This is a genomic window from Arthrobacter sp. PvP023, from assembly GCF_017832975.1.
In the GTDB taxonomy this organism is placed as follows: Bacteria; Actinomycetota; Actinomycetes; order Actinomycetales; family Micrococcaceae; genus Arthrobacter.
Genome location: NZ_JAFIBI010000001.1, coordinates 3,152,273 through 3,176,236 on the forward strand (window position 1 = coordinate 3,152,273; position 23,964 = coordinate 3,176,236).

The following is a 23,964-nucleotide window of genomic DNA, read 5'->3' on the forward strand; positions in this document are numbered from 1 at the left end:
GCCCGGATTGGCACGCAAACAGGCTTCCCAGGGAACGCCGGCCACGGCAGCACTCGCTGCGGCCGGCGTTCCTTTCGTGTTGCATCCGTACAGCCACGACCCCTCGGCCGCCAGCTACGGCATGGAAGCCGCCGAAGTTTTGGGAGTGGATCCCGCCAGGGTTTTTAAGACGCTGATGGTGGACGTGGACGGCCGGCTCGCGGTGGGGATAGTTCCCGTGCACGGAAACCTTGACCTGAAGGCCATTGCCGCTGCCCTGGGCGGCAAGAAGGCCGCCATGGCGGATCCCGCAACCGCGCAGCGCAGGACCGGGTACGTCCTGGGCGGAATATCACCGCTGGGACAGCGCCAGCCCTCCCCAACAGTCCTGGATGACAGCGCCCTGGGCCAGGAGAGCATCCTGGTGTCCGGCGGCCGGCGCGGCCTGGACATCGAACTGCACCCGGACCATCTGGTGAAGCTGACCGGCGCCATAACCGCCCGAATCGGAACCGGGCCGAAAGCTACTCCGGACCGTTAGCATCGGGACCGGCAGGCTCGGGGACCCGCGAACGTGAGCCGGGGTTGGCGCGCGGTGCCAGCTGCCGCCGGAGCCAGGCGGTGACCAAGCCTTCCCAGCGCTCCGGATCGACATTCCATTCCTTGGTGTGCCGTGCTGTCTGGAAGGTCTCGAAGGTGACCATCTCGGGGTTCTTCTCCGCGATGCTGGCAGAGGGTCCGTAGGGTACATACTCGTCGTCGACGCTGTGCAGGATCAGCGTGGGCGTCCTGAGTTCCACGGCGCGGGAGACCCAGTCCATCGACTTCAGGTCCACCGGTGCCGCCAGCCCGGTCAGGCGCCTGCCCAGGGGGTGGCCCATCATCAGCTGTCCGTAGCGTCCCACGGCAGAGGGGATCCGGTTCAGCTGCGCATGGTGCGCCAGCACGTTCACCCAGTCCACCACCGGCGCGTCGAGCACCATCGCCCGGATCAAGTTATGGTGCCGTGAAAGATCCGCTGTCTGGAGGCAGATCGCGCCGCCCATGGACCAGCCGAACAGCACCACTTCCCTCGCGCCGTTGGCAATCGCAAAACTGATAGCTGCCTCGACGTCGCGCCATTCGGTGGAACCGAGGCCGTAACGCCCGTCGGGGGCCGAGGGCGCCACCCCGTCATTGCGGTAGGAGATCACCAGGCTGGTCAGCCCGAGCTCCTGCGCCGGTCGCAGGGCGCGCAGGCACTCCTGCCGGGTGGCACCGCGGCCGTGGACCATGATGGCCCAGGTGTCCGACGGCGCCGGCGCACGCACCAGCCAGGCCGGCGCGGTCCCGCCTTCGACGGCGACTTCCACGTCCTCGGCGGACAGCCCGATGGACGCGGCGTCCGGATGGGCGGCGCCGCTCCAGTAGCCACGGCGGGCCGTGGTGAGATCGCCGGCATAGACGGCTTCGACTTCACGCAGCACGGTGCGTTCCGCAGGCGAGTAGGAAACGATCCTGCCGATTCGCGCGTGTCCGCGTCCACCGTCGAAGAACAAGCCGTACACGCCTTCCACGGTGGCGTCGTCGGTGGCGGCGAGGATGACCTGGAGGCCGCCCTCGGCACGAATGACGGCCAGCACCTCCTGGTTCTCGTCCCGGACCCGCACCGGCGTTATGACGCGGCGGGCGAAATAGAGGGCAAGGGCAGAGGATCCGGCCCCCAGCAGACCCGCGGCCGCACCTCCCGCGATGACTCCGCCCACGGCCCACTTCGCGCTGGAAGACATGCCGTCGTCGGTGGCGGTTCGGACCCTCTCCAAGGCAGGGGGCGGATTCGCTGGGGTGGCCGGGCGCAGCCCCGGGATGGATGCCATGGATCCATTCTTACTGCTGTCGGCCCCCGGGACATATTCGGGCACGCCACCGGCGGCGGATCAGCGTGCGGGAACCCCTGGCCGGGACTAGGCTGGGGGCATGAGCGATCCAATCGTCATTCTGACAGAAGAGCCGCTGGGTGCGGACGACCGCGTGAACATCGAACGCCTGGTGGACGGGGGTGACGCGCCCCTCGTCGTACTGGTCCCTGCCAACACTGAACGGCACCTCCTGGTGGACTTCCTCGAGAACCTGTCCCTCCTGGATGTCGCCAAAGCCTTCCGTGAACTCACTTCGCACGCCCCGGATCCTGCATCCGAGCGGGCTGCCGCCGCCGAAACCCTTGCGGTATCGCTCAACGCGCTGGCCGGAATCGGCGGCGGCGTCACCGGCGAGGTGGTGGACGGCGGCGCTGTGCAGGGACTGGTGTCCAAGGTCAAGGAAGTCGGCGCCGGCCAGGCCGTCGTCATCACGCGCCCTCATGCCATTGCCGACACCCTCCACACCGACTGGGCCAACAAGGCCCAGGACCAGCTGGGGCTGCCGGTGCTGCACCTGTACGCCGGCTCGGGATTTATCGGGGACTCCTGAGCGTTGTTGAAGCCATGAGCATCTTTAGCAACAAGCCGAAAGTAACGCCCGTCCAGGTCCAGCCAGAGGGAGACGCTACGGCAAATGCCACACCGCGGGTTGAAAAGACCGACGAGGAATGGCGGCAGGAGCTGACGCCGGAGGAATACCGGGTGCTCCGCCAGGCGGGCACCGAGCGACCCTATACCGGCGAGTACTGGGACACCCACACAGCCGGTGTCTACAATTGCCGCGCCTGCGGTACGGAACTGTTCACCAGCAATGAAAAGTTCGATTCGCACTGCGGCTGGCCGTCGTTCTGGGCGCCGCTGGCTGACGGCACTGTCCGCTATATCCATGACCGCACCATGGGCATGGACCGCGTGGAGGTTCGTTGCGCGAGCTGCGATTCCCACCTGGGCCACGTCTTCGAGGGCGAAGGCTACGGGACGCCCACGGACCAGCGCTTCTGCATCAACTCCGTCTCGCTGACGCTGGTTAAGGCGGACGACGCCAAGTAGAAGATCGGCAGCCCTGCGACCGCTAGGGCTGGGGCAGGGCTGCTGATCCACTTGCACAAGTCTTTCTTACGCTCAGGCTGATTTTGCATTAGGAGATCTGTTTGCTTGCTACGCTCGCCGTAGAAGCTCCAAGCAACCAGAAAGGCGATCGCCGCGATGACCACGACCGCTCTCACCGCCCCTGCCCGGCTCACCGAAAACCACCCGGAATGGCTGCGTCTCAAGGCCGCTGCCACGGCACTCCAGGCCCTCCAGGTCCAGGACGGCTCCGTCCCGGATCCCGCCAACCATGAAGCGGCTGCCGCACACGTCCGCACACTCTGTGCTGCTGTGGAAGCATTGGCCCCGGCGTTTCCGCACGACGCCCGGTACCTCGAACTGCTGGTCAGCGACTTCGCCCGGTGGGCCGCCGGCGGCTTCGGCGTGCCGGATTTCCTGGACTCCCTGCTGGCCTTCCAGCCGCAGCAGCACCGCGTCAACGGGTTGCAGCACCTGGTGGTATTCCCGATGTACACCCAGAACGGCAGCAGCAGCCGCCTCGTGGAGGCTGTCCTGATCGAGGTCATCTGGCCGGAGTTCATTGCCGGCCTCGAGGACGGCGAGTACTCCAACAAACTCTTCGTCCCGATCCGGTTCCTTGACTTCACGCCCGGCTACAACACCAATTCCGCAGTGCTGTTCCCGGAAACGGTCGCTGTCCGGGAAACCCCGACGTTCACGTGGGGGGCCATCTTCGCGGACCGGGAAGCAGCCCGTTTCCGCCGCGTCCTCGGAGCCGCGGCCGATATCACCCGGCTGGAACTCCCCGCCGAGGCGGCGGAGTTCCTGGAGAACCAGGAACTCACCCAGGAAACGTTCGTAATGTGGGACCTGATCCATGACCGCACCCACATGCGCGGCGACCTGCCGTTCGATCCGTTCATGATCAAACAGCGCATGCCGTACTTCCTGTACTCACTGGAGGAACTCCGCTGTGACCTGACGGCCTTCCGCGAATCCGTGAAGATCGAAAAGGACGAAGAGGCTGACCCCGAAGCGCGCCGGCACGCCAAGCTTGTTCAGTATGCCGTCATCTTCGACCGGATCTTCCGCTTCGCCATCACCGGCAGCCGCGTCCGTAACTACGACGGCCTCGGCGGCCAGTTGCTCTTCGCTTGGATGCACCAGCACCGCGTCCTGCACTGGACCGACAGCAAGCTCAGCATTGACTGGGCCGAGGCCGCCGACGTCGTGGTGGAGCTCGGCGCCAGGATCGAGGAGCTCTACTGGCGCTCCATTGACCGCCCGAAGATGGCCCACTGGCTGGCCGCCTACGAACTGATCTCCGGGACCGTCACACCGAACCCGGCGTCCGTCTGGGCGAAGGGCCCGGGCGCGCTGCCGCTGGCCGGACCGCCGCGTGCCCTCACCGACCAGGTGCTCGACGACGAATTCCCGCTGTCCATGTTCTATGAAGCCCTCGAGAAGAAGATGCGTCCCGTCATCGAGTCCACCGCCGGAATCACCGGATCGTCAGACACCGGCAGCGCCACCGCCGGCGACACGCGGGCACTGAACGCCGGATGAGTGGCGGACACCCCCTGAACGTGGTGGTCACGGGCGGCAGCGGTCCGGCCGGGATCGCCGCCGCCCGTGCGCTGCGCGAAGCCGGCCATACGGTCTTTACGGTGGGTTCGGACGGTCCCCGGATCGAGGCTGCCGCCGCAGAAGCGGGCGACGGCGTTACTCCCCTGGTCTGTGACCTCGCCAGCCTGGCCGACGTCCGGGCGCTGCACGCCGCCATTTCCGGCACTGCCGGAAGGGTGGACGGCGTCATCCACCTGGTGGGCGGCTGGCGCGGCGCCAAGGGCATCACGGACCAAAGCGACGAGGACTGGGATTTCCTGGAGCGGACAGCCGTCACCACCGTGCGGAACGTCACGCGGGTGTTCTACGACGACCTCGAGGCTTCGGAAACCGGCCGTTTCGCCATGGTGACCTCCGCTGCCGCTGAAACCCCGACGGCGGCAGGCGCAAGCTACGTTGCCGCAAAGGCGGCCGCCGAAGCATGGACCCTTGCGGTTGCCGAGGGCTTCAGCAAGGGCACGCACAGCGCCGCGGTCATCTTTGTGGTGAAGGGTCTTGTGGACGATGCGATGCGCGAACGGTCCCCGTCCCGCAACTTCCCCGGCTTCACCGACGTTACCGACCTGGCCGCTGCCGCCGTCGGACTTTTCACTGCTTCCGCAGCGGAACTGAACGGCCGGCGGCTGGTCCTTAGCCGATAACGGCGCACATCCCTAGACTGAAAGCGTGACCAAAGCGATGACAACCACAGTTGAAACTGCCCCTGCCGCCACCGCGGGCCGGCTCCATGACCCTGCCGTCCGGGGGTTCGCGTCCGACAACTATTCGGGCGTCCACCCGGAAGTCCTGGCGGCCCTGGCAGCTGCCAACGAGGGCCACCAGGTCTCCTACGGCGAAGACGATTACACGGCACGGCTGCAGGTTCTTATGGAGGAGCACTTCGGCGCCGGGATCGAGTGCTTCCCCGTCTTCAACGGAACAGGGGCCAACGTCCTCTCACTCCAGTCCCTGCTGCCCCGCTGGGGCGCGGTGATCTGCGCTTCGACGGCGCACATCAACATGGATGAGAACGGCGCCCCGGAGCGGATCGGCGGCATCAAACTGCTCCAGGTCCCCACCACTGACGGCAAGCTCACCCCTGAGCTGATCGACAGGGAGGCCTGGGGCTGGGGCGACGAGCACCGGGCCCAGCCCCTGGCCGTGTCCATCACCCAGACCACCGAACTGGGCACCTGCTACACGCCCGAGGAGGTGCGCGCCATAGCCGACCACGTCCACGCGAAGGGCATGAAGCTCCACATGGACGGTGCCCGGCTGGCAAACGCCGCAGCCCACCTCGACGTGCCGCTGCGGACGTTCACCCGCGACGCCGGAGTGGACATCCTCTCCTTCGGCGGCACCAAGAACGGGCTGCTGTTCGGCGAAGTGGTGGTGGCGCTGAACCCCGGCGCCGCCCAGGGGCTGGTCTACCTCCGCAAAATGAACATGCAGCTGGCCTCCAAAATGAGGTTCATGTCCGCCCAGTTCATCGCACTGCTCGAGGGCGACCTGTGGCTGCGCTCGGCCAGGCACGCAAACGCGATGGCTGCCCGGCTGCGTGCCGCAGTCGACGGGATCGACGGCGTGGAACCCACCCAGAAGACGGAATCCAACGGAGTGTTCGCCATCCTGCCCGAGGGCGTTGCGGACCGGCTGCGGGAATCCTTCCGTTTCTACGATTGGAACGAAGCCGCCCGGGAAGTGCGCTGGATGTGCTCGTTCGACACGAGCGAAGAGGACGTCGATTCGTTCGTCGCCGCCATCAAGCGGGAGCTGGCGGCCAGTTGACAGGGGCGCACGGGGCGGCGAGCCTGCCGGGATCGGCGCCACATTTTGCGTAACCTGCGAATGTGAACGAACTCGCCCAGGTTCCCGCGGAGTTCCTTACCGCTTTGGGATCCCTTCGAAAAGCACGGTGCCGCAGTGAGCTGCACCTGGACGAGATCCCGGCGCCCTCGCGGCTGGCGCCCTACGCAGTGGCCCTCGGAGCAGAGGTCATCGGCCCGGTCCCGGGACCGGGCCCTGCCGCTGTGCACGGGCCGGTTTCCGCTGCCCTGGTCCGCGCTGCGGGAACCAACGACGACGATGCCGAGGAACTCGCCACCGGCCGGTTCATCCTGCTCTACGATCCGGACGGCTCGGCTGTTTGGGACGGGGAGTTCCGAATCGTCACCTACATCCGCGCCCAGCTTGAGGCGGAGATGGGGAACGACGAAATGCTTGGCTCGGTGGCCTGGACCTGGCTGGTCGAGGCGCTGGAAAACCACAAGGCCCCCTACCGGGCGGCGGGCGGAACAGCCACCAGGATCCTGTCCGAAAGCTTCGGCACCCTCGCCGACCGGCCGGGTTCCATCGACATCGAACTACGGGCGTCCTGGACGCCCGAGGGGCCGGATATCCGCTCGCACCTGGAGGCGTGGTCGGACATGGTCTGCACGTTCGCCGGACTCCCGCCGCTGCCGGAGGGTATCTCCGCCCTGCCCCGCAGGCGGCGCAACTGACCATGGCTGGCTACGGCGGGGCGCCCTCCAGCGCGATGTCGGTAAACTGAAGGCATCATGACCCCTCAAAATCCGGAACACACCACAGCCGGCGTCCCGGCTGCTGACATTACTCCCCACATCACGGTGGAAGGCTTTGACAGCCTGGTCCCCGAGGTCATTGACCTGGACTCCCCCCGCGACGGAGTACCGCTAGTCATTGAAACTCCCGCAGGGCTGGAACGCTGCGCCGCCGCGATCGCCGCCGGGACGGGTCCGGCCGGGGTGGACGCGGAACGCGCGTCGGGCTTCCGCTACGGGCAACGGGCCTTCCTGGTGCAGATCCGGCGCGAAGGCTCGGGAACGTGGCTCATCGATCCTGAACCCTTTGGTGACCTGCAGATCATCAACGACGCCCTGGAAGGCGTCGAGTGGATCCTGCACGCAGCGAGCCAGGACCTTCCGTGCCTATCGGAACTGGGCATGTGGCCACACAAACTCTTCGATACAGAGCTCGCAGCGCGGCTGGCGGGACTGCCGAGGGTGGGCCTGGCAGCAGTCATCGAGCAACTGCTCGGGTTCGGCCTCGCCAAGGAACATTCCGCCGCCGACTGGTCCACCCGCCCGCTCCCTGAGCCCTGGCTGCGGTACGCGGCCCTGGACGTCGAGGTCCTCACGGAGCTGCGCGAAGAACTCATCGAGCTGCTCCAGGCCGACGGAAAACTGGAATACGCCGAGCAGGAGTTCGCCGCCATCCTCGCGGCCGGGCTTACCCCTCCCCGCGTGGATCCCTGGCGCAAGACCTCCGGACTACACCAGATCAGGGACCGCCGCCAACTGGCTGCGGTCCGCGAACTGTGGCTGGAACGGGATTCCCTGGCCCGCAAGCGCGACGTGGCCCCGGGCCGGCTCATCCCCGATTCAGCCCTTGTGGCCGCGGCGAAAGCCATGCCCTCCACCGTGCCCCAGCTGCTCGGCACCAAGGGATTCCACGGCCGGGCCGCACAGCGCGAGGCTCCGCGCTGGCTGCGGTGCATCGCGACGGCGAGGACGATGGAGGAGCTGCCTCCGCTGCATCTGCCGACCAACGCGCCGCCGCCGCCGCGGGTATGGGCGGACAGGGATCCGGCTGCGGCCGAACGCCTGGCTACTGCCAGGCCCCTCCTTCAGGACAAGGCCGACGAACTGAACCTGCCCGTCGAAAACCTGCTCACGCCAGACTTCCTCCGCCGGGTGGCATGGCGTCCCCCTGCCGAGCTCAGCGAAGAAGGGATCGCCGAGGAGCTCGGTGAGCTCGGTGCCCGGCCCTGGCAGATCGAACTGACGGCTCCGCTGATTACTTCCGCGTTCCTCAATCCGCAGCCGCTGCCGCCAAAGGAAGCCAAGGAACCCAGGGCCGCGCCCGGCACCGGGAGCTAGGCTTCCGGACCTGCCCCGCCTGCTGTCGGCCGCGCCCGGCCAAACAGTCCGCCGGGGTCCTTGCCAGTTAAGTTACTCACGAGTAACATTGGGATCAATGCCGCCCGGACCGCCGCTGCCACAGGCGTGCGTCCGGCACCCATGTCTCGATGAGGAGTATCACGTGAGCCAACCCCACAGCGGAAAAGACAGCAGCGGAGCACACAGCAGCAGAAGCCCCCGCACCGTCCGCGACGTCGTCTTTGTGGACGGTGTCCGGACCCCGTTCGGGCGCGCAGGCGAGAAAGGCATCTACGCCGGAACCCGCGCAGATGACCTCGTGGTCAAGTGCATCCGCGAACTGATGCGCCGCAACCCCTCACTCCCCGCGGACCGCATCGATGAGGTGGCCGTCGCCGCCACCACCCAGACCGGCGACCAGGGGCTCACCATCGGCCGCACCGCGGCACTGCTGGCCGGACTCCCCCGCACCGTACCGGGATTCGCCGTGGACCGCATGTGCGCCGGAGCAATGACCGCAGTGACCACCACCGCCAGCGGCATTGCCTTCGGCGCCTACGACGTCGTCATCGCCGGCGGAGTGGAGCACATGGGCAACCACCCGATGGGCGAGGGCGCCAATCCCAATCCGCGCTTCATGTCCGAGCGCCTGGTGGATCCGGCCGCACTGAACATGGGAAACACCGCGGAAAACCTGCACGACCGTTTCCCGGCTATCACCAAGGACCGTACGGACGCCTACGCGGTGGCGTCCCAGGACAAGCTGGCAGCGGCCTACGGAAAGGGTCAGATCCAGCCGGACCTGGTGCCGGTGGCCACCATGAAGCCGGGGCAGGGCTGGACGGTCAACACTGTTGACGAGCCGCCCCGGCCCGGAACTTCGCTCGAGGACCTCGCCGCGCTGCGCACGCCCTTCCGCCCCCACGGCCGGGTAACTGCCGGCAACGCCGCCGGTTTGAACGACGGCGCAACGGCGGCCCTGCTGGCCTCGGCGGATGCCGCCGCTGAGCTTGGGCTGCCTGTCAAGATGCGCCTGGTCAGCTACGCCTTTGCCGGCGTGGAACCCGAAGTCATGGGCATCGGTCCGGTACCTGCCACGGAGAAGGCGCTGAAGAACGCCGGCCTCGGCATCGCGGACATCGGGCTTTTCGAAATCAACGAGGCGTTCGCCGTCCAGGTGTTGAGCTTCCTGGACCACTTCGGTATTTCCGACGACGATCCCCGCGTTAACCGCTATGGCGGCGCGATCGCCGTCGGGCACCCCCTGGCCTCGTCCGGAGTGCGCCTGATGAACCAGCTGGCGCGCCAGTTCGAGGAGGACCCCGCAGTCCACTACGGCATGACCACTATGTGCATCGGCCTGGGCATGGGTGCCACCGTCATCTGGGAAAACCCGCATCACTCGGAATACACAGGCTACAGCGGCGTCCTGTCACCAACCGACGATTCCGCCACAGAAACCGCCACCACCGAGACTGAAGGAGCCGCAGCATGAGCGCCGCAGATTTCCGCAAGCTTGCCGATCTCTTCTCCGACGAGACAGTCACGCATTCGTATGTGCAGGACATCCAGCTTCCGGCATCCGGCGGCAAGCCAAGCCCGGGAACCTTCGCCCTGATCACCCTGGACAACGGGCTGGACCACTCCAAACCCACCACGCTGGGCCCGAACACGCTGGTGGAGCTGGGAACGGTCCTCGAGGGGCTCAAGGACCGTGCCGCCCGCGGCGAGATCGTGGGCGTCGGTGTCACCGGCAAGCCTTACTACCTGGTGGCCGGCGCGGACCTGTCGGCGGTCAAGTCCCTCAACAACCGGGACCACGGCCTCTGGATGGCCCAGCTGGGCCATGATGTCTATGCCACACTGGCCAACCTGGGCGTTCCCAGCTTCGCCTTCATCAACGGTGTGGCGCTGGGCGGCGGGCTGGAGATCGCACTGCAGTCCACCTACCGCACGGTGTCCACCGGCGCCGGCGCGCTGGCACTTCCCGAATCTTTCCTCGGGCTGGTGCCCGGCTGGGGAGGCGTCTACATCCTGCCGCGGCTGATCGGACCGGAAAACGCCGTCAAGGTGATGATCGAGAATCCGCTCAGCAACAACCGGACGCTCACCGGCCCCCAGGCCTTCGGTCTGGGAATTGCCGACGCCATGTTCGAACCTGCGGACTTCGTGGAACAGTCCCTGGCCTGGGCCGCGGGCGTCATCTCCGGTGAGGCAGCCCCGGAACGGCCCCACGCCGTCGAGCCCTCCGACCCGGCGGTTGCCGAGCGCTGGACGGCGGCCGTTGCCGCCGGGCGCGCCTTTGTGGAGTCCAGGACGTCCAATGCCTCACCCGCGCCGGCCAAGGTCCTGGACATCATGGAGGCCAACAGGACCATGAGCCAGTCGGACTCGGCAGCGCTCGAGTGCGAGACCCTGGCCGGCCTCATGCAGACCGACGAGTTCCGCTCCACGGTCTACGCGTTCCTGGACCTCGTGCAGAAGCGCTCCAAGCGCCCGGCCGGCGCACCTGACCGCAAACTGGCCCGGCCGGTGACCAAGGTGGGCGTGGTGGGCGCAGGCTTGATGGCCAGCCAGCTGGCCCTGCTCTTCGCCCGGCAGCTCAAGGTCCCCGTCGTGATGACGGACATCGACCAGGCCCGCGTGGACAAAGGCGTGGGCTACGTCCACGCTGAAGTGGACAAGATGCTGGCGAAGAAGCGGATCAGTGCCGACGCCGCCAACCGCACCAAGGCGCTGGTCACCGGATCGGTTTCCAAGGATGCTTTTGCCGACGCGGACTTCGTCATCGAGGCGGTGTTCGAGGAACTGAACGTCAAGAAGCAGGTGTTCGCCGAGGTGGAGGCGATTGTCTCCCCCGAGTGCATCCTGGCGACCAACACGTCCTCGCTGTCCGTGACGGCGATGGCTGCGGACCTGGAGCACCCGGAACGCCTGGTGGGATTCCACTTCTTCAACCCGGTGGCCGTGATGCCGCTCCTGGAGATCGTCCGCGCCCCCAAGACCGACGACGCCGTGCTGGCCACCGCGTTTGAGCTCGCCAAGGGGCTCAAGAAGACAGCGGTGCTGGTCAAGGACGCAGCGGCGTTCGTGGTCAACCGCATCCTGCTGCGCCTGATGGGCGAAGTGACCGCCGCGTTCGATGAAGGGACTCCGGCCGAGGTGGCGGACAATGCGCTGCGCCCCATGGGGCTGCCCATGACTCCGTTCACGCTTGGCGCTATGGTGGGCCTGCCCGTGGCGCAGCACGTCCAGGAGTCCCTGCACACCGCGTTTGGCGACCGCTTTACGGTTTCCCAGAACCTGCAGAAGCTCATCGACAACGGCGTCAAATCCCTCTGGGCGCCGGACAAGGGTCCGGACGGCAAGCCGTTCATTCCGGCGGAAACGCTGGCGTTGCTGTCTTTCGGCACGTCCCCCTCAACGGGTGAGGAGGTCCTCCGCCGGACGCAGGACGCGCTGGCCGAGGAAATCGGACTCATGCTGGATGAAGGCGTGGTGGCCGCACCGGAAGACATCGACCTCTGCATGATCCTCGGGGCAGGGTGGCCGATGTTCCTCGGCGGCATCACCCCCTACCTGGACCGGGTGGGAGCCTCAGAACGCGTCAACGGCAAGCGGTTCCTGGCGCCGGGGGTCGCGTCCGCAGCGGCGGCCGCCTAGCGTCAGGCCCCGCTGTCAGACGGCGCCGCCGCCCTCACCACTCTCCGGTGGGGGCGGCGGCGCTGCTGTGTCCCGCGGCGGTCAGATTTCCCGCAGGGTGCCGTTCCTGAGTTCCAGGACGCGGTGGGCCGTGGCACGGGCATAGTCGAGCTCGTGCGTGACCATCACGACGGCGGCGCCCCGCTTCGCCGCGGCGCACACGGCTTCATCGAGGCGTTCGAGGCCGTGGCGGTCCAGCCCCACGGTCGGTTCGTCCAGTGCGATAAGCCCCGGCTCGCGGGCAAGCACCGTAGCGAGGGCCAGGAGCCGCTGCCGGGATGCAGGCAGCTCATAGGGGTGGATATGAAGCTGATCACCGAGCCCGACGGCCGCCAGGGCAGCCCGGGCCTTCGTCTCCGCCGCCGCCCCGAACTTGCGGTCCAGGCCAAAAAGCACTTCGCGCAGGGCGGTCTGTTCGAAGAGCTGGTCCCGCGGATGTTGGAACAGCAGGCCCACCAGGTCCGCGACCCTTCCCGTGGGAATGCCGGCGATGTCCTTGCCCTGGATCCGGACGGAGCCCAGGTCCGGACGCAGCAGGCCGTTGAAATGCCGGAGCAGGGTGGATTTGCCGGCACCGTTCGGGCCCGTCACCGCCACGATCTCACCTGCCGTTACAGCGAGGCTCAGCCCGGCCAGCACGCCCGGGAGCGTTTCCCTGGTTCCCCGGCGTGCCCGGCGTCCGGCCGGATAGCCGAACGTGACACCCTCCAGTTCCAGGAGCGCAGCAGGGGCATTTGCCCCACCGGGACGTCGGCTCGCCGCGGACGGGAGCGGGAACGGAGCAGCGGCAGGGAGGCGCGGGCCGGAACCGATGCCGCCCGGGGCGGCAATCACGACGCCGGATCGCAGCAACGCGGGGCCGCCCGCCAGCTCGCCGGGCGTGCCGCGGGCGGTGACAGTGCCGCCGTCGAGAACGAGCCAGTGCCCTGCCGAGAGGGCAAGCTCATCTGCGGTCTGGCTCAGGACGACGACGGCGGTGCCGGAGTCGAGGAGGCCGCGGACCAGCGCACGGACCGACGCGGCGCCGGCGTTGTCCAGTGACCCGAACGGTTCATCGAGGACCAGCACACCGGGGCGCGTAATGGCGGAACAGGCTACAGCCAGCCGCCGCAGTTCGCCGCCGGAGAGGGTGGCGGGATCGCGTTCCAGCAGGGCCGTCAGGCCGGCTGCGTCGGCGGCACGTGCCACTTCCGCGCGCATCAACTGCCTGTCCATCCCCCGGTTTTCAAGGCCAAACGCCAGTTCCTCGGCGACCGTGGATCCCACGGTGGACAGCAGGGCCGCGGCATCCTGTGGAACGAAGCCCACCTGCTCCGACCAAAGCGCGGCATTGATCCGGGGATCGTCAGCGCTGCCGTGGAAATAGAGGGGCCCGCTGTCCACCGCCGCCGCCCCGCGGGCCGTGGCGGGCAGGTGCAGGCTGCCCTTGAACCGGCCGGAGTTCCCGCCGGACAGCCAGCCGGCCAAAAGCCTGCCAAGCGTCGACTTCCCGCTGCCGGAGCCGCCCAACACGGCAGTGAGCGTACCGGGCGCCGCCGCCATCGCCACGTCGTGGAGAACGGCCCCGTCCTCACCGTGGTAGGTGAATGCCTCAATCCTGGCTTCCAGCAGGGCAGCTGCCGTCATCCCGGGACTCCCACGGGCCAATGGCCGGAGATCCGCAGCGCCACCAGGATCAAGGCCAGCAGCAGGACCACGGCCCGGAATCCGCGCTGGGCGGCGGTATCCGGCACCTCGCGATAGCTGGTGCGCGCCCGGGTGCCGCTGAACCCGCGCGAATCAAGCGCCTGCGCCCGTTCCCCGGCATCCTGGACGAGCGACAGGACCAGCGGCAGCATCTGCAGCCGTGCCGCCGCCAACCGGGACAGCGGCCCGCCCCCGAGCACGAGTCCCCGGGATTCCTGGGCCTGCCGGATCCGCCCCAGCCTGCCGGTGATGGCCGGCGCCAGCGTCAGTGTGGACGCCAGGACGAAGCCGAGCTGCGGAGGCACCCGGCGCGCTGACATCACCGCCACCAGGTCCGGTACGCGCACCGTGAACGAAAAGAGCAGGAACACCATAACGTAGGCGGCCGTCCGCGTACCCATATCCAGCGCGAAACCGAGACCCTCAGCAGTAACCCGTGCCGCGCCCCACTCAGCCAGCACCGTCTTCCCTTCCGGGAAGAACAGCCCGTGCATGATCAGCAGCGACAGCCAAAAAGGCACCAGGATCACGGCGGCGGCGGGTGCCATCCGGCGTGCCACCCCGGCCTGCACAGCCGGCACGGCGCAGCCCAGAGCCACGGCGAGGGAAACCGCCCAATGGGACACCGCCGTCGTGATGGCCGCGGCCGCTACGGCGGCCGCCAAGGCGGTCAGGGGGTTGAGTGCGGATGGGGTGGTGGCTGGCGCGGCGGGGGTATTCAACGGGGCGGGCACGGGATCAGGCGTCCGGGGTTCCCTGCTTCTTGCCGGCCAGCACGTTGAAGCGCCGCACAAAAGCGAACTGCAGCGCGGTCCGGCGCGGCAGCGCGTACACCAGCACCGCGACGACTGCGAAGACAATGGCCTTGTCCATGGGATCCGAAATCAGCGCCTGCTTGGTGATGGCGGCAAGGAGCGTATCGCCCATGGCCCGGAAAGCGCTCACAATGGCCCCGGTCCCGACGCCGGAGGTGCCGCCGAAGACAAAGGCCGCAATAGGTGCGGAGACAACGCCGGCCAGGATGCCCGTCACGAAGCCTGCCAACGGGGCAAGGTAAAAGCGGCGGAACAGCCCGTGGCGCGCGGCCACGCCCGCCAGGAAACCGATGAGCGCCGCGCCGGCGGCAAAGGGCAGCACAGTGGGATTGATCAAGGACCAGACCACGCTGCTGAGGGCGCCTGTTGCCGCCCCCGCCGCCGGACCCGCCAGGACGGCGATGAGGACGGTGCCGATGGCGTCGAAGTAGAACGGCAGTCCAGTGGATCCCATGATCTGGCCGAGGGCGATGTTGAGGACGAGTGCTACGGGAATCAACACCAGCGTGGACGTGGGAAGGGTGGGCAGCACTCCGACGATCAGGAGGATGGCTCCCAGCAGGAAACCGCCCAGGGCCACCAGGGCGGAGCCGCTCGCCAGCCCGTTGGTGATGTCCGCGGGCTGCGTCAGGACCAGGAAGATGAAGGTGGCTGCGATGGATACCGCGCCGAGCGCTTCGAGCAGGCGGCGGCCGCGGACCGCCGCCTGTCCAGGGGCGGGAAGGGTCTGGGATTGCTGTGACATGGCTGTTCCTTAGGCTGTGGGTTGCGTTCCGCGGGTACACCCGTACCGGGATCGGCAAACGTGCGCCTATGTCACCTCGACGCAGCTACCATCTTAGGCCAGCCGCCTGGCCAGTGCGCCCACTGAACTGATGAGCTCATCAAAGCACTGCTTCGGATTGTTGGACGTCACAATCCGGGCGTTCGGCGGCAGCCCCCACAGTCCGCGGTAATCGGCCACGGTGGTGCCCACCAGCAGCGGGGACCCGGTTTCGACGTCGACCGTCGCCAGCCGGGCGGTGTACTCCGTCCGCCCCACGGCCACACAGGCAGCGAAAGCATCGTGCACATGGGCCACGAAGCCCTGGTCGTAGAGCCGATGGAATTCCATGTAAAAGCGGATGGCGTCGGACAGGCACGCCACCAAGGGGCTGCCGGAGCTGCTGCGGAGCCCCTCCGGCTGGTCCGGAAGCACGAGTTCCGGACCGGTGCCGGCGGCTTCGGCCAGGCGCTGCAGGTGCTCGGGCCGCATCTCGATCAGCTCGGTGGTCTCAAGTGCGCACACCACCGGCAGCCTGTCCTCCGGGAGGCCGCGGTAGGCGGCAAACACCTCCTTCGCGGCATGCGGATCGACCGAGACGTTCCACTCCGCCGTCGGGGTGGTGTTGCCCTGGTAGTAGAAGCAGCCGCCCATGATCACCAGCCCCTTGAGCAGCTGCGGCAGTTCCGGTTCCCGGCGGAGGGCGAGGGCGAAGTTGGTCAGCGGACCGGTGATGAGGCCTGTGATCTCGCCGGGGTGCTTCCGCACCTCGTCCACCCAGACGTCGACGGCGTGCCGGGCAGAGATCTGCTGTGCGGGCGGCGGCAGTTCCGCGTAGCCGATCCCCTGCGGCCCGTGGGTTTCCTCCGTGGTGACGAGCGGGATCTCCAGCGGCACTTCGGCCCCGATGGCCACCTCTACTCCTGATCTGCCGCACAACTCCAGCAGGGCAAGGTTGTTCAGTGCCACCTGGCGGGCGCCCACGTTTCCGGCGGTGCAGGTGATGGCCTGCAGCCGGACGTCCGGGCGGGACAGCAGGTAGACCAAGGCCAGGGCATCGTCGATCCCGGTGTCCACGTCCATCAGGACCGAATGCATCAGAAGAGTGCCACCTTGGGCGTGCGGGGGAATATCTCATCCAGCTCGGCACGTTCCTCCGGGTTGGGCACCCATGCCACCGCCGCTGCGTTTTCACGGATCTGCTGCGGCCGGGTGGCACCGGCGATCACGCTGCTGACGGACGGCTGGGCCGCCAGCCAGGAGAACGCCACCTGGATCTCGCTGAGGTTGCGTTCGGCGGCAAACTTGCTGAACTTATCCAGCTGCTCCCAGTCGGCGTCGTTGACCAGGTTGGTGCGCGTGTGGCTGAGGCGGGAGCCTTCCGGTGCCTTGCCCGGCGCGTATTTGCCGGTCAGCAGCCCGTTGGCCAACGGGAAGTACGGCAGCACCCCCAGGCCATAGGCTTCGGCGGCAGGCGTGACTTCCAGTTCAGCGCGGCGGTCCAGCAGGTTGTAGTGGTTCTGGGTGGAGATGAACCGGGCGCCTCCACGGGCGCGGGCCACAAATTCGGCCTCGGCGATCTGCCAGCCCGCCCGGTTGGAGTGGCCGATGTAACGGACCTTCCCGCTGGTCACCAGATCGTCGAGGGCGGCAAGGGTCTCGTCGATGGGGGTCAGCGGATCCGGGGTATGGAACTGGTAGAGGTCGATCCAGTCGGTGCCGAGCCGCCGCAGGGACGCTTCGGCAGCCTGGACGATATAGCGGCGTGACCCGCGGGCACCAAAGTCCTTGCCGTTGGCTCCGTGCATGTCCATGCCGAATTTGGTGGCGACAATTGCGTCCCCGCGCCGGCCGGCCAGGGCTTTGCCCAGCATGGTTTCACTGAGCCCGGGCTCCCTGCCGTAGGTATCCGCGACGTCAAAAAGCGTAATGCCCGCGTCCAGGGCGGCACGAACGACGGCGTCGGTCCCCTCCTGCGACTCCGTCGCGGTATTGGCCCGGCCCAGGTTGTTGCAGCCGAGTCCCACAACGGAGACGGTCAAACCGGAATTTCCAAGGCGTCGGTATTCAGTCATGAAATCAGCCTATAACGGCCGCCTCGAAGGTCCGGACGCCCTCCTGCCTCAGGCGTCAGGGGCAGCGCCCGATCCGGAAGACCTGTCAGGCAACCGGGAACGCGAGTCCGTGCTCGTCCATGGCATCCTCAAGCTGGGCCATGGTCTTGACGCCCATTCCGTGCAGTTTCAACAGCTCCCGTTGACCGAACTGGACCACCTGCTCCAGGGTTTCCAGTCCGGCATGGGCCATGGCCCGGCGGGCAGGCGCGCCAATTCCGCGGGGAATCGGGGTGTGGCCTGGTTGAACGGATTTTGGCGCCATAACAGATGCCTCCCAGTGAGTCGGTTGCCCCCTCTTAGAGAGTAAAGCCCGAAGCCGGTTTCGGCGAGTGCTTGAGCCTAAACGCTGACGGATCGCCGAACGGTGCCGCCGCGATGCTGAGTTTCGTGAAGTCCAGGTCCTCGCCGCGGATGCAGACCTTGATCGCGTTGACAGCTTTGTTGACGTCCGGGCACAGGCAGAAGATATTGAGTTTGGCGTCGCTGAATTCGCTTCGTTCCACGGTGCCGAGGCCGCGCCAGGCGAGGTGGCTGATGAGGGCGTCCTTGGCCTTTTCTTCCAGGTAGCGGTCACGGTCGGTGCCGTCCTTGGTCTTCAAGGCATACTGGGCTACCACCCAGAACTGGTCTTCGTCGGCAAGCTCGGCATAGCCGTCCTCGGCACACTGCACCGCGAAAGCGTCCATGAGGCCCTCCGCGGCCGCAGCATCGGCAACATCCGTTTCGTCCGTCTTGCTCTGGTGCCCCACCACGCCGTGATTCATCACGAACTGGTTGTAGTCCTCATCGAACCAGGCCTCCCGGAACAGCAGGACCCCTTCGTCGTCGCGTTTGTAGACCCTTATAATTCCGCTCATGCCCGCCCTCTCCTGAACCACTCGGCGTCTGTGCCGTCGAACGGTGCCTGCTGTGCCTTGACGGCCTGGTAAAGATGTTCTGTCTCCGCGAGCATGCGGTCCACGAGGTCCCGGGGGTACTTCATGCTCACCTGGTGTTCCGCGAATTCGTCCTCGTCGTCTATGTAGACGCCGAGGGTCACGGACCGGATCACGTCCAGGTCCATGTCAACGACGTGGAATTCCATGGTGCCGGGCCGGATGACGTTCCAGCCGTGGCCCACGGCGAGGTCCACGTACACCCGGAAGTCCCCCGGGTAGGTGTTGTCGTAGAACGTGGCCACGTAGTCGCCCGTGCGGGGAACGAGGAGGACGGCATCGGACCTGGCATGGAAGGCTGCCCCGGGCCGTGAAATGAAGGATCCCTTGGGCTGGAAGATCCACCAGCCGTGAACGTCCTCGCCGAGGTAGTTCCCGGGTACCACCCAGTGGGCGCCGCCGTCCCATTTACGGTTCCGCGCCACCACCAGGTCTCCCGGTTTGAGGCTCTCCGGGGGTGTGGCCTCGTGCAAAATCACAGTTTCGGCAGGCTGCCCGTAGTCGGATGTTCCTGGCCGGGCAGGGGACGGGCGAAAGGCACCTTGGTCCCCAAAACCTGCGCAACGACGTCGTGCGTGATCTGGCGGGCGGTCAGTCCGACACGTTCCAGAACCTGCGCACGGGTGCCGTGGTCCAGGAACTCCACCGGCAGCCCCACTTCGTTGAGGGCAGTGTCCACGCCGGCCGCGCGCATTTCCTGGCGGATGCGCGAACCCACTCCGCCGGCCCGCACGCCGTCTTCGATGCAGATGACCAGCCGGTGGCGGGCGGCCAGCGCAATGATGGATTTGCGTACTGGCAGCAGCCAGCGGGGATCCACCACGGTGGAGCTGATGCCTTGGGCTCCCAAGCGGTTGGAGACGTCCAGGGCGAGTTCGGACATGGCTCCGACGCTCACGATCAGCACGTCGTTTTCGTTGGAGCCGGCAGGACGGCGGGCCAGCACATCCACGCCGTCGCTGAGGCGCTCCAGGGCTTCCACTTCGGCGCCCACGTTGCCCTTGGAATACCGGACCACGGTGGGCGCGTCCTCGATGGCCACGGCCTCGCGGAGTTCCTCACGGAGCCGGGTGGCGTCCCGGGGGGCGGCCAGGTGGAGGCCGGGCACAATCTGCACCATGGCCATGTCCCACATGCCGTGGTGGCTGGCGCCGTCGGGGCCGGTGACGCCGGCACGGTCCAGGACAATGGTGACCCCGGCCTTGTGCAGCGCCACGTCCATGAGCAGCTGGTCGAAGGCGCGGTTCAGGAACGTCGCGTAAACGGCAACCACGGGGTGGAGACCTCCGAAGGCCATACCCGCGGCGGAGGTGAGCGCGTGCTGTTCGGCAATGCCGACGTCGAAGACGCGTTCCGGGTGCCGTGCGGCAAACTTGTGCAGGCCCACGGGAATGAGCATGGCACCGGTGATGCCCACGATGTCCTTGCGCTCATCGGCGATGGCTGCGATTTCATCGGCGAAAACGGACGTCCACGACTGGGCGCCGCCCGCCTCGGTGGGCACCCCGGTTTCGGGATCGATGATGCCCACAGCGTGGAACTGGTCGGCCTCATGGGCGCGCGCCGGCGCGTAGCCGTGGCCCTTTTCCGTCATGGCGTGCACGATGACCGGACCGGCATAGTTCTTCGCGGTGGACAGTGCGTGCTCCATGGCCTGGAGGTTGTGTCCGTCGACAGGTCCGATGTACTTCATGCCGAGGTCCTCGAACATGCCCTGCGGCGCCCACCAGTCCTTGATGCCCTTCTTCATGGCATGCAGGCTGCGGTACGTAAACTGGCCCGCCGGTCCGCCGTTTTGGAGCTTCCTCTTCCACCAGTCCAGGGTGCCCTCGTAGGCCGGGGCCGCACGGAACGAATCGATGGTGGGGCGCAGCGACGCGAGGTAGTCGGCGAAGCCGCCCACAGTGGGGGCATAGGACCGGCCGTTGTCGTTCACGACAATGACCACGCGGCGGCGTTTGTCCGCCGCGATGTTGTTGATCGCTTCCCAGGCCATGCCGCCTGTCAGCGCGCCGTCGCCCACCACGGCAATGACGTAACGGTCGCCGTCGCCGGTCAACTGCCGGGCCCGGGAGATTCCGTCGGCCCAGGACAGTGATGAGGAGGCGTGGGAGCTTTCCACGATGTCGTGCTCGGACTCTGCACGGTCCGGATAACCGGACATGCCGCCTTCCTGGCGGAGGGTGCTGAAGTCCTGGCGTCCGGTGAGGAGCTTGTGGACATACGACTGGTGCCCGGTGTCAAAGACAATGCTGTCGCGGGGAGAATCAAAAATACGGTGCACGGCCATGGTCAGTTCCACAACGCCGAGGTTCGGTCCGAGGTGGCCACCCGTCTGTGACACGTTGCCGATCAGGAAACTCCTGACCTCCGCAGCCAGCTGGGACAGCTGTTCTTCGGTCAACTTGCTCAGGTCCTGCGGATTCCGGATGGTGTCCAAAATTCCCAACGGGGCCTCCTTCGGGTGGTAGACATGCCTTTTAACTCTAACGCCTCGAAAGCGGGGCGCACGCAGGGACGGGCCGCCGCAACGCAAAAGCCCCGGCCTGTCAGTGACAAGCCGGGGCTTTTGGTGGTGCCGGATGTGACCTTGGCCGCTAGTTGCCGGAGATCTGGCGCAGCACGTACTGCAGGATGCCGCCGTTGCGGTAGTAGTCGGCTTCACCCGGGGTATCGATGCGGAGGACCGCATCGAAGGACTTGGTGGAGCCGTCTTCAGCCGTGGCCGTGACCTTGAGGGTCTTCGGGGTAGTGCCTTCGTTGAGGGCGGTGACGCCCTCAACTGCGAAGGTTTCCGTGCCGGTCAGGCCCAGGGTTGCGGCAGATTCGCCGGCCGGGTACTGCAGCGGCAGGACGCCCATGCCGATCAGGTTGGAGCGGTGGATGCGCTCGTAGCTTTCAGCCACCACAGCCTTGACGCCCAGGAGCGCGGTTCCCTTAGCTGCCCAGTCACGGGACGAGCCGGAGCCGTATTCCTTGCCTGCCAGGACCACCAGCGGGGTGCCTGCTGCCTGGTAGTTCTGGGCGGCGTCGTAAACGTACGCCTGGGGACCGTCCGCCTGGGTGAAGTCGCGGGTGAAGCCGCCCTCGACGCCGTCCAGCAGCTGGTTCTTGATGCGGATGTTCGCGAAGGTGCCGCGGATCATGACTTCGTGGTTGCCACGGCGCGAACCGTAGGAGTTGAAGTCCTTGCGCTCCACGCCGTTTGCCAGCAGGTACTGGCCTGCCGGGGTGTCCGACTTGAAGGAACCGGCCGGGGAGATGTGGTCGGTGGTGACGGAATCGCCGAGCTTGAGCAGCACGCGGGCACCAGTGATGTCCGTGACGGGCTCCGGCTTGGCCTTCATGCCTTCGAAGTACGGGGGCTTCCGGACATACGTGGACTTCTCATCCCAGGCGAAGGTGTCGCCGGCCGGGGTGGAGAGTGCCTTCCAGCGGTCGTCGCCGTCGAAGACGCCCTCGTAGCCGCGGGCGAACATCTCCTTGTCGATCGAGGAGTCGATAACCTGCTGGACTTCAACCGGGTTCGGCCAGATGTCCTTCAGGAAGACGTCGTTGCCTGCTTCGTCCTGTCCGAGCGCGTCCGTGTCGAAGTCGAAGTCCATGGTTCCGGCCAGGGCGTAGGCGATGACCAGCGGCGGGGAGGCCAGGTAGTTCATCTTCACGTCCGGGTTGATCCGGCCTTCGAAGTTGCGGTTGCCGGACAGCACGGCGGTGACGGAAAGGTCGTTGGCCTGGATGGCCTCGGAGATTTCGGCGTCAAGCGGTCCGGAGTTGCCGATGCAGGTGGCGCAGCCGTAGCCCACGATGTAGAAGCCGAGCTTCTCCAGGTACGGGGTGAGGCCGGACTTCTCGTAGTAGTCGGTGACCACCTTGGAGCCGGGGGCAACGGAGGTCTTGACCCACGGCTTAGCAGCCAGGCCCTTGTCCACGGCGTTGCGGGCCAGCAGTGCTGCGGCGAGCATCACGGACGGGTTGGACGTGTTGGTGCAGGACGTGATCGAGGCGATGGAAACCGCGCCGTGGTCCAGCTCGAACTCGCGGCCGTCCGCGGTGACAACGTGCACCGGGGTGGACGGACGTCCGTGGGCGCCGTTGGCGGCGGACTCAACCCTGGCTGTTTCCGTGGTGTGGGAATCAGCGTGGGTGAACGAGGGCGGATCGGAGGCCGGGAAGGACTCTTCCAGGGACTCGTCCACGCTGCCGTCTTCGATGCTCACGTAGTTGTGGATGTCCTTGCGGAACTGCTCCTTGGCATCCGTGAGCTCGATGCGGTCCTGCGGGCGCTTCGGGCCGGAGATCGACGGAACAACCGTCGACAGGTCCAGCTCGAGGTACTCGGAGAACTTGATCTCCTTGGAAGGATCGTGCCACAGGCCCTGTTCCTTCGCGTAGGACTCCACGAGGGCCACGTTCTCTTCCGAGCGGCCGGTGAGGCGCAGGTAGTCAAGGGTGACGTCGTCGATCGGGAACATGGCGGCCGTGGAGCCGAACTCCGGGCTCATGTTGCCGATGGTGGCGCGGTTGGCCAGCGGCACTGCGGCCACACCTTCGCCGTAGAATTCCACGAACTTGCCCACAACGCCGTGCTTGCGCAGCTGCTCGGTGATGGTGAGGACGACGTCGGTGGCGGTGGCGCCGGCCGGGATGGATCCGGTCAGCTTGAAGCCCACGACGCGCGGGATCAGCATGGACACGGGCTGGCCCAGCATTGCCGCCTCGGCTTCAATGCCGCCGACGCCCCAGCCCAGCACGCCCAGGCCGTTGACCATGGTGGTGTGCGAGTCGGTGCCGACGCAGGTGTCCGGGTATGCCCGGACCACGCCGTCAACTTCGCGGGTCATCACGGTGCGGGCCAGGTACTCGATGTTGACCTGGTGCACGATGCCGGTTCCCGGCGGGACGACCTTGAAGTCGTCAAACGCGGTCTGGCCCCAGCGGAGGAACTGGTAACGCTCCCCGTTCCGCTGGTATTCGATCTCCATGTTGCGCTCCAGTGCGCCGGAGTTGCCGAATGCGTCGATCTGCACTGAGTGGTCGATCACCATCTCGGCGGGTGCCAGCGGGTTAACCCGCTTGGGGTCGCCGCCAAGTTCCTTGACGGCCTCACGCATGGTGGCGAGGTCCACTACGCAGGGCACGCCAGTGAAGTCCTGCATGATCACGCGCGCCGGCGTGAACTGGATTTCAGTGTCGGGCTCGGCGTTGGGATCCCAGCCGGCCAGTGCTCGGACGTGATCGGCCGTAATGTTGGCGCCGTCCTCGGTCCTCAACAGGTTTTCAAGCAATACCTTGAGGCTGAACGGAAGGTTTTCTGCACCTTCAACGGAGTTCAACCGGAAAATTTCGTATTCGGTACCGGCTACATTAAGTTTGCCTTTTGAACCGAAGCTGTCCACAATGCTCATCGCAGGACTCCTCTCGCAACAGTTTCATCTTTGTCGCGCGGTAGACCGCTTGCTAGTTAGGTCATCCTAATTAGTACAAGGTCATACAAAAGAGCATGGGGTCAGCC

General features: G+C 66.7%; 21 protein-coding genes. 10 read left to right on the plus strand and 11 right to left on the minus strand.

Annotated elements, in window-relative coordinates:
* Positions 1 to 7: 7 nt before the first annotated feature.
* The gene (ybaK, locus tag JOE31_RS14515; protein WP_209745842.1) at positions 8 to 520 is read left to right on the plus strand and encodes a Cys-tRNA(Pro) deacylase; all 513 of its coding nucleotides are present in this window, start codon (positions 8 to 10) and stop codon (positions 518 to 520) included.
* Here the strand turns inward: ybaK and JOE31_RS14520 are convergent.
* The gene (locus tag JOE31_RS14520) at positions 504 to 1,835 is read right to left on the minus strand and encodes an alpha/beta hydrolase family protein (RefSeq protein ID WP_374100847.1); all 1,332 of its coding nucleotides are present in this window, start codon (positions 1,833 to 1,835) and stop codon (positions 504 to 506) included. The two genes, ybaK and JOE31_RS14520, sit on opposite strands and share 17 nt — an antisense overlap.
* Before the next feature lie 100 nt (positions 1,836 to 1,935).
* Here JOE31_RS14520 and JOE31_RS14525 point away from each other — a divergent pair, with 100 nt between their 5' ends.
* The 9 genes from JOE31_RS14525 (at position 1,936) to JOE31_RS14565 (ending at position 12,094) form a co-directional block, all read left to right on the plus strand.
* A complete protein-coding gene (locus tag JOE31_RS14525) occupies positions 1,936 to 2,427 on the plus strand; it encodes a hypothetical protein (protein WP_209745844.1) in 492 nt (163 codons plus the stop codon).
* Positions 2,428 to 2,441: 14 nt separating this feature from the next.
* Positions 2,442 to 2,927: a peptide-methionine (R)-S-oxide reductase MsrB gene (gene msrB / locus JOE31_RS14530; protein ID WP_209745846.1), complete on the plus strand. Its 486-nt coding sequence runs from the start codon at positions 2,442 to 2,444 to the stop codon at positions 2,925 to 2,927.
* Positions 2,928 to 3,083: 156 nt separating this feature from the next.
* Positions 3,084 to 4,493, plus strand: coding sequence for a DUF6421 family protein (locus JOE31_RS14535; protein WP_209745848.1), 1,410 nt, complete (start codon positions 3,084 to 3,086; stop codon positions 4,491 to 4,493).
* The gene (locus JOE31_RS14540; protein ID WP_209745850.1) at positions 4,490 to 5,194 is read left to right on the plus strand and encodes an SDR family oxidoreductase; all 705 of its coding nucleotides are present in this window, start codon (positions 4,490 to 4,492) and stop codon (positions 5,192 to 5,194) included. The genes JOE31_RS14535 and JOE31_RS14540 overlap by 4 nt, the downstream gene beginning before the upstream one ends.
* Before the next feature lie 37 nt (positions 5,195 to 5,231).
* Positions 5,232 to 6,320, plus strand: a complete 1,089-nt coding sequence (locus JOE31_RS14545) for a low specificity L-threonine aldolase (RefSeq protein WP_209748465.1) — start codon at positions 5,232 to 5,234, stop codon at positions 6,318 to 6,320.
* Positions 6,321 to 6,382: 62 nt separating this feature from the next.
* Positions 6,383 to 7,033 (plus strand): DUF3000 domain-containing protein, encoded by a 651-nt coding sequence (locus JOE31_RS14550; RefSeq protein ID WP_209745852.1) that lies wholly within the window; start codon positions 6,383 to 6,385, stop codon positions 7,031 to 7,033.
* 57 nt (positions 7,034 to 7,090) lie between these two features.
* Positions 7,091 to 8,431, plus strand: a complete 1,341-nt coding sequence (locus JOE31_RS14555; protein ID WP_209745855.1) for an HRDC domain-containing protein — start codon at positions 7,091 to 7,093, stop codon at positions 8,429 to 8,431.
* A 163-nt stretch (positions 8,432 to 8,594) separates the two neighbouring features.
* Positions 8,595 to 9,926, plus strand: coding sequence for an acetyl-CoA C-acyltransferase (locus JOE31_RS14560; RefSeq protein WP_374100848.1), 1,332 nt, complete (start codon positions 8,595 to 8,597; stop codon positions 9,924 to 9,926).
* Positions 9,923 to 12,094 carry a 3-hydroxyacyl-CoA dehydrogenase NAD-binding domain-containing protein gene (locus JOE31_RS14565; protein ID WP_209745857.1) on the plus strand — a complete coding sequence of 724 codons (2,172 nt, stop codon included), beginning with the start codon at positions 9,923 to 9,925 and terminating at the stop codon, positions 12,092 to 12,094. The genes JOE31_RS14560 and JOE31_RS14565 overlap by 4 nt, the downstream gene beginning before the upstream one ends.
* Positions 12,095 to 12,175: 81 nt before the next feature.
* Here JOE31_RS14565 and JOE31_RS14570 read toward each other — a convergent pair whose 3' ends face one another.
* The 10 genes from JOE31_RS14570 to acnA form a co-directional block, all read right to left on the minus strand.
* The gene (locus tag JOE31_RS14570) at positions 12,176 to 13,759 is read right to left on the minus strand and encodes an ABC transporter ATP-binding protein (RefSeq protein WP_209745859.1); all 1,584 of its coding nucleotides are present in this window, start codon (positions 13,757 to 13,759) and stop codon (positions 12,176 to 12,178) included.
* Positions 13,756 to 14,553: an energy-coupling factor transporter transmembrane component T gene (locus JOE31_RS14575; protein ID WP_307864428.1), complete on the minus strand. Its 798-nt coding sequence runs from the start codon at positions 14,551 to 14,553 to the stop codon at positions 13,756 to 13,758. The genes JOE31_RS14570 and JOE31_RS14575 overlap by 4 nt, the downstream gene beginning before the upstream one ends.
* Before the next feature lie 4 nt (positions 14,554 to 14,557).
* Positions 14,558 to 15,379, minus strand: coding sequence for an ECF transporter S component (locus JOE31_RS14580; protein ID WP_209745861.1), 822 nt, complete (start codon positions 15,377 to 15,379; stop codon positions 14,558 to 14,560).
* Between the two features lie 93 nt (positions 15,380 to 15,472).
* Complete coding sequence (locus JOE31_RS14585; protein ID WP_209745863.1) at positions 15,473 to 16,495, minus strand: nucleoside hydrolase; 1,023 nt, start codon at positions 16,493 to 16,495, stop codon at positions 15,473 to 15,475.
* Positions 16,495 to 17,472, minus strand: coding sequence for an aldo/keto reductase (locus tag JOE31_RS14590; protein ID WP_209745866.1), 978 nt, complete (start codon positions 17,470 to 17,472; stop codon positions 16,495 to 16,497). Before JOE31_RS14590 ends, JOE31_RS14585 begins: the two co-directional genes overlap by 1 nt.
* An 85-nt stretch (positions 17,473 to 17,557) precedes the next feature.
* Positions 17,558 to 17,776, minus strand: a complete 219-nt coding sequence (locus JOE31_RS14595; RefSeq protein ID WP_209745868.1) for a hypothetical protein — start codon at positions 17,774 to 17,776, stop codon at positions 17,558 to 17,560.
* 34 nt (positions 17,777 to 17,810) lie between these two features.
* Positions 17,811 to 18,371 (minus strand): hypothetical protein, encoded by a 561-nt coding sequence (locus JOE31_RS14600; RefSeq protein ID WP_209745870.1) that lies wholly within the window; start codon positions 18,369 to 18,371, stop codon positions 17,811 to 17,813.
* Complete coding sequence (locus JOE31_RS14605; protein WP_245199205.1) at positions 18,368 to 18,922, minus strand: DUF402 domain-containing protein; 555 nt, start codon at positions 18,920 to 18,922, stop codon at positions 18,368 to 18,370. The genes JOE31_RS14600 and JOE31_RS14605 overlap by 4 nt, the downstream gene beginning before the upstream one ends.
* A gap of 2 nt (positions 18,923 to 18,924) precedes the next feature.
* Positions 18,925 to 20,898, minus strand: a complete 1,974-nt coding sequence (gene dxs, locus JOE31_RS14610; protein ID WP_209745874.1) for a 1-deoxy-D-xylulose-5-phosphate synthase — start codon at positions 20,896 to 20,898, stop codon at positions 18,925 to 18,927.
* Positions 20,899 to 21,046: 148 nt separating this feature from the next.
* Complete coding sequence (acnA, locus tag JOE31_RS14615) at positions 21,047 to 23,857, minus strand: aconitate hydratase AcnA (protein WP_209745876.1); 2,811 nt, start codon at positions 23,855 to 23,857, stop codon at positions 21,047 to 21,049.
* Positions 23,858 to 23,964: the final 107 nt, after the last annotated feature.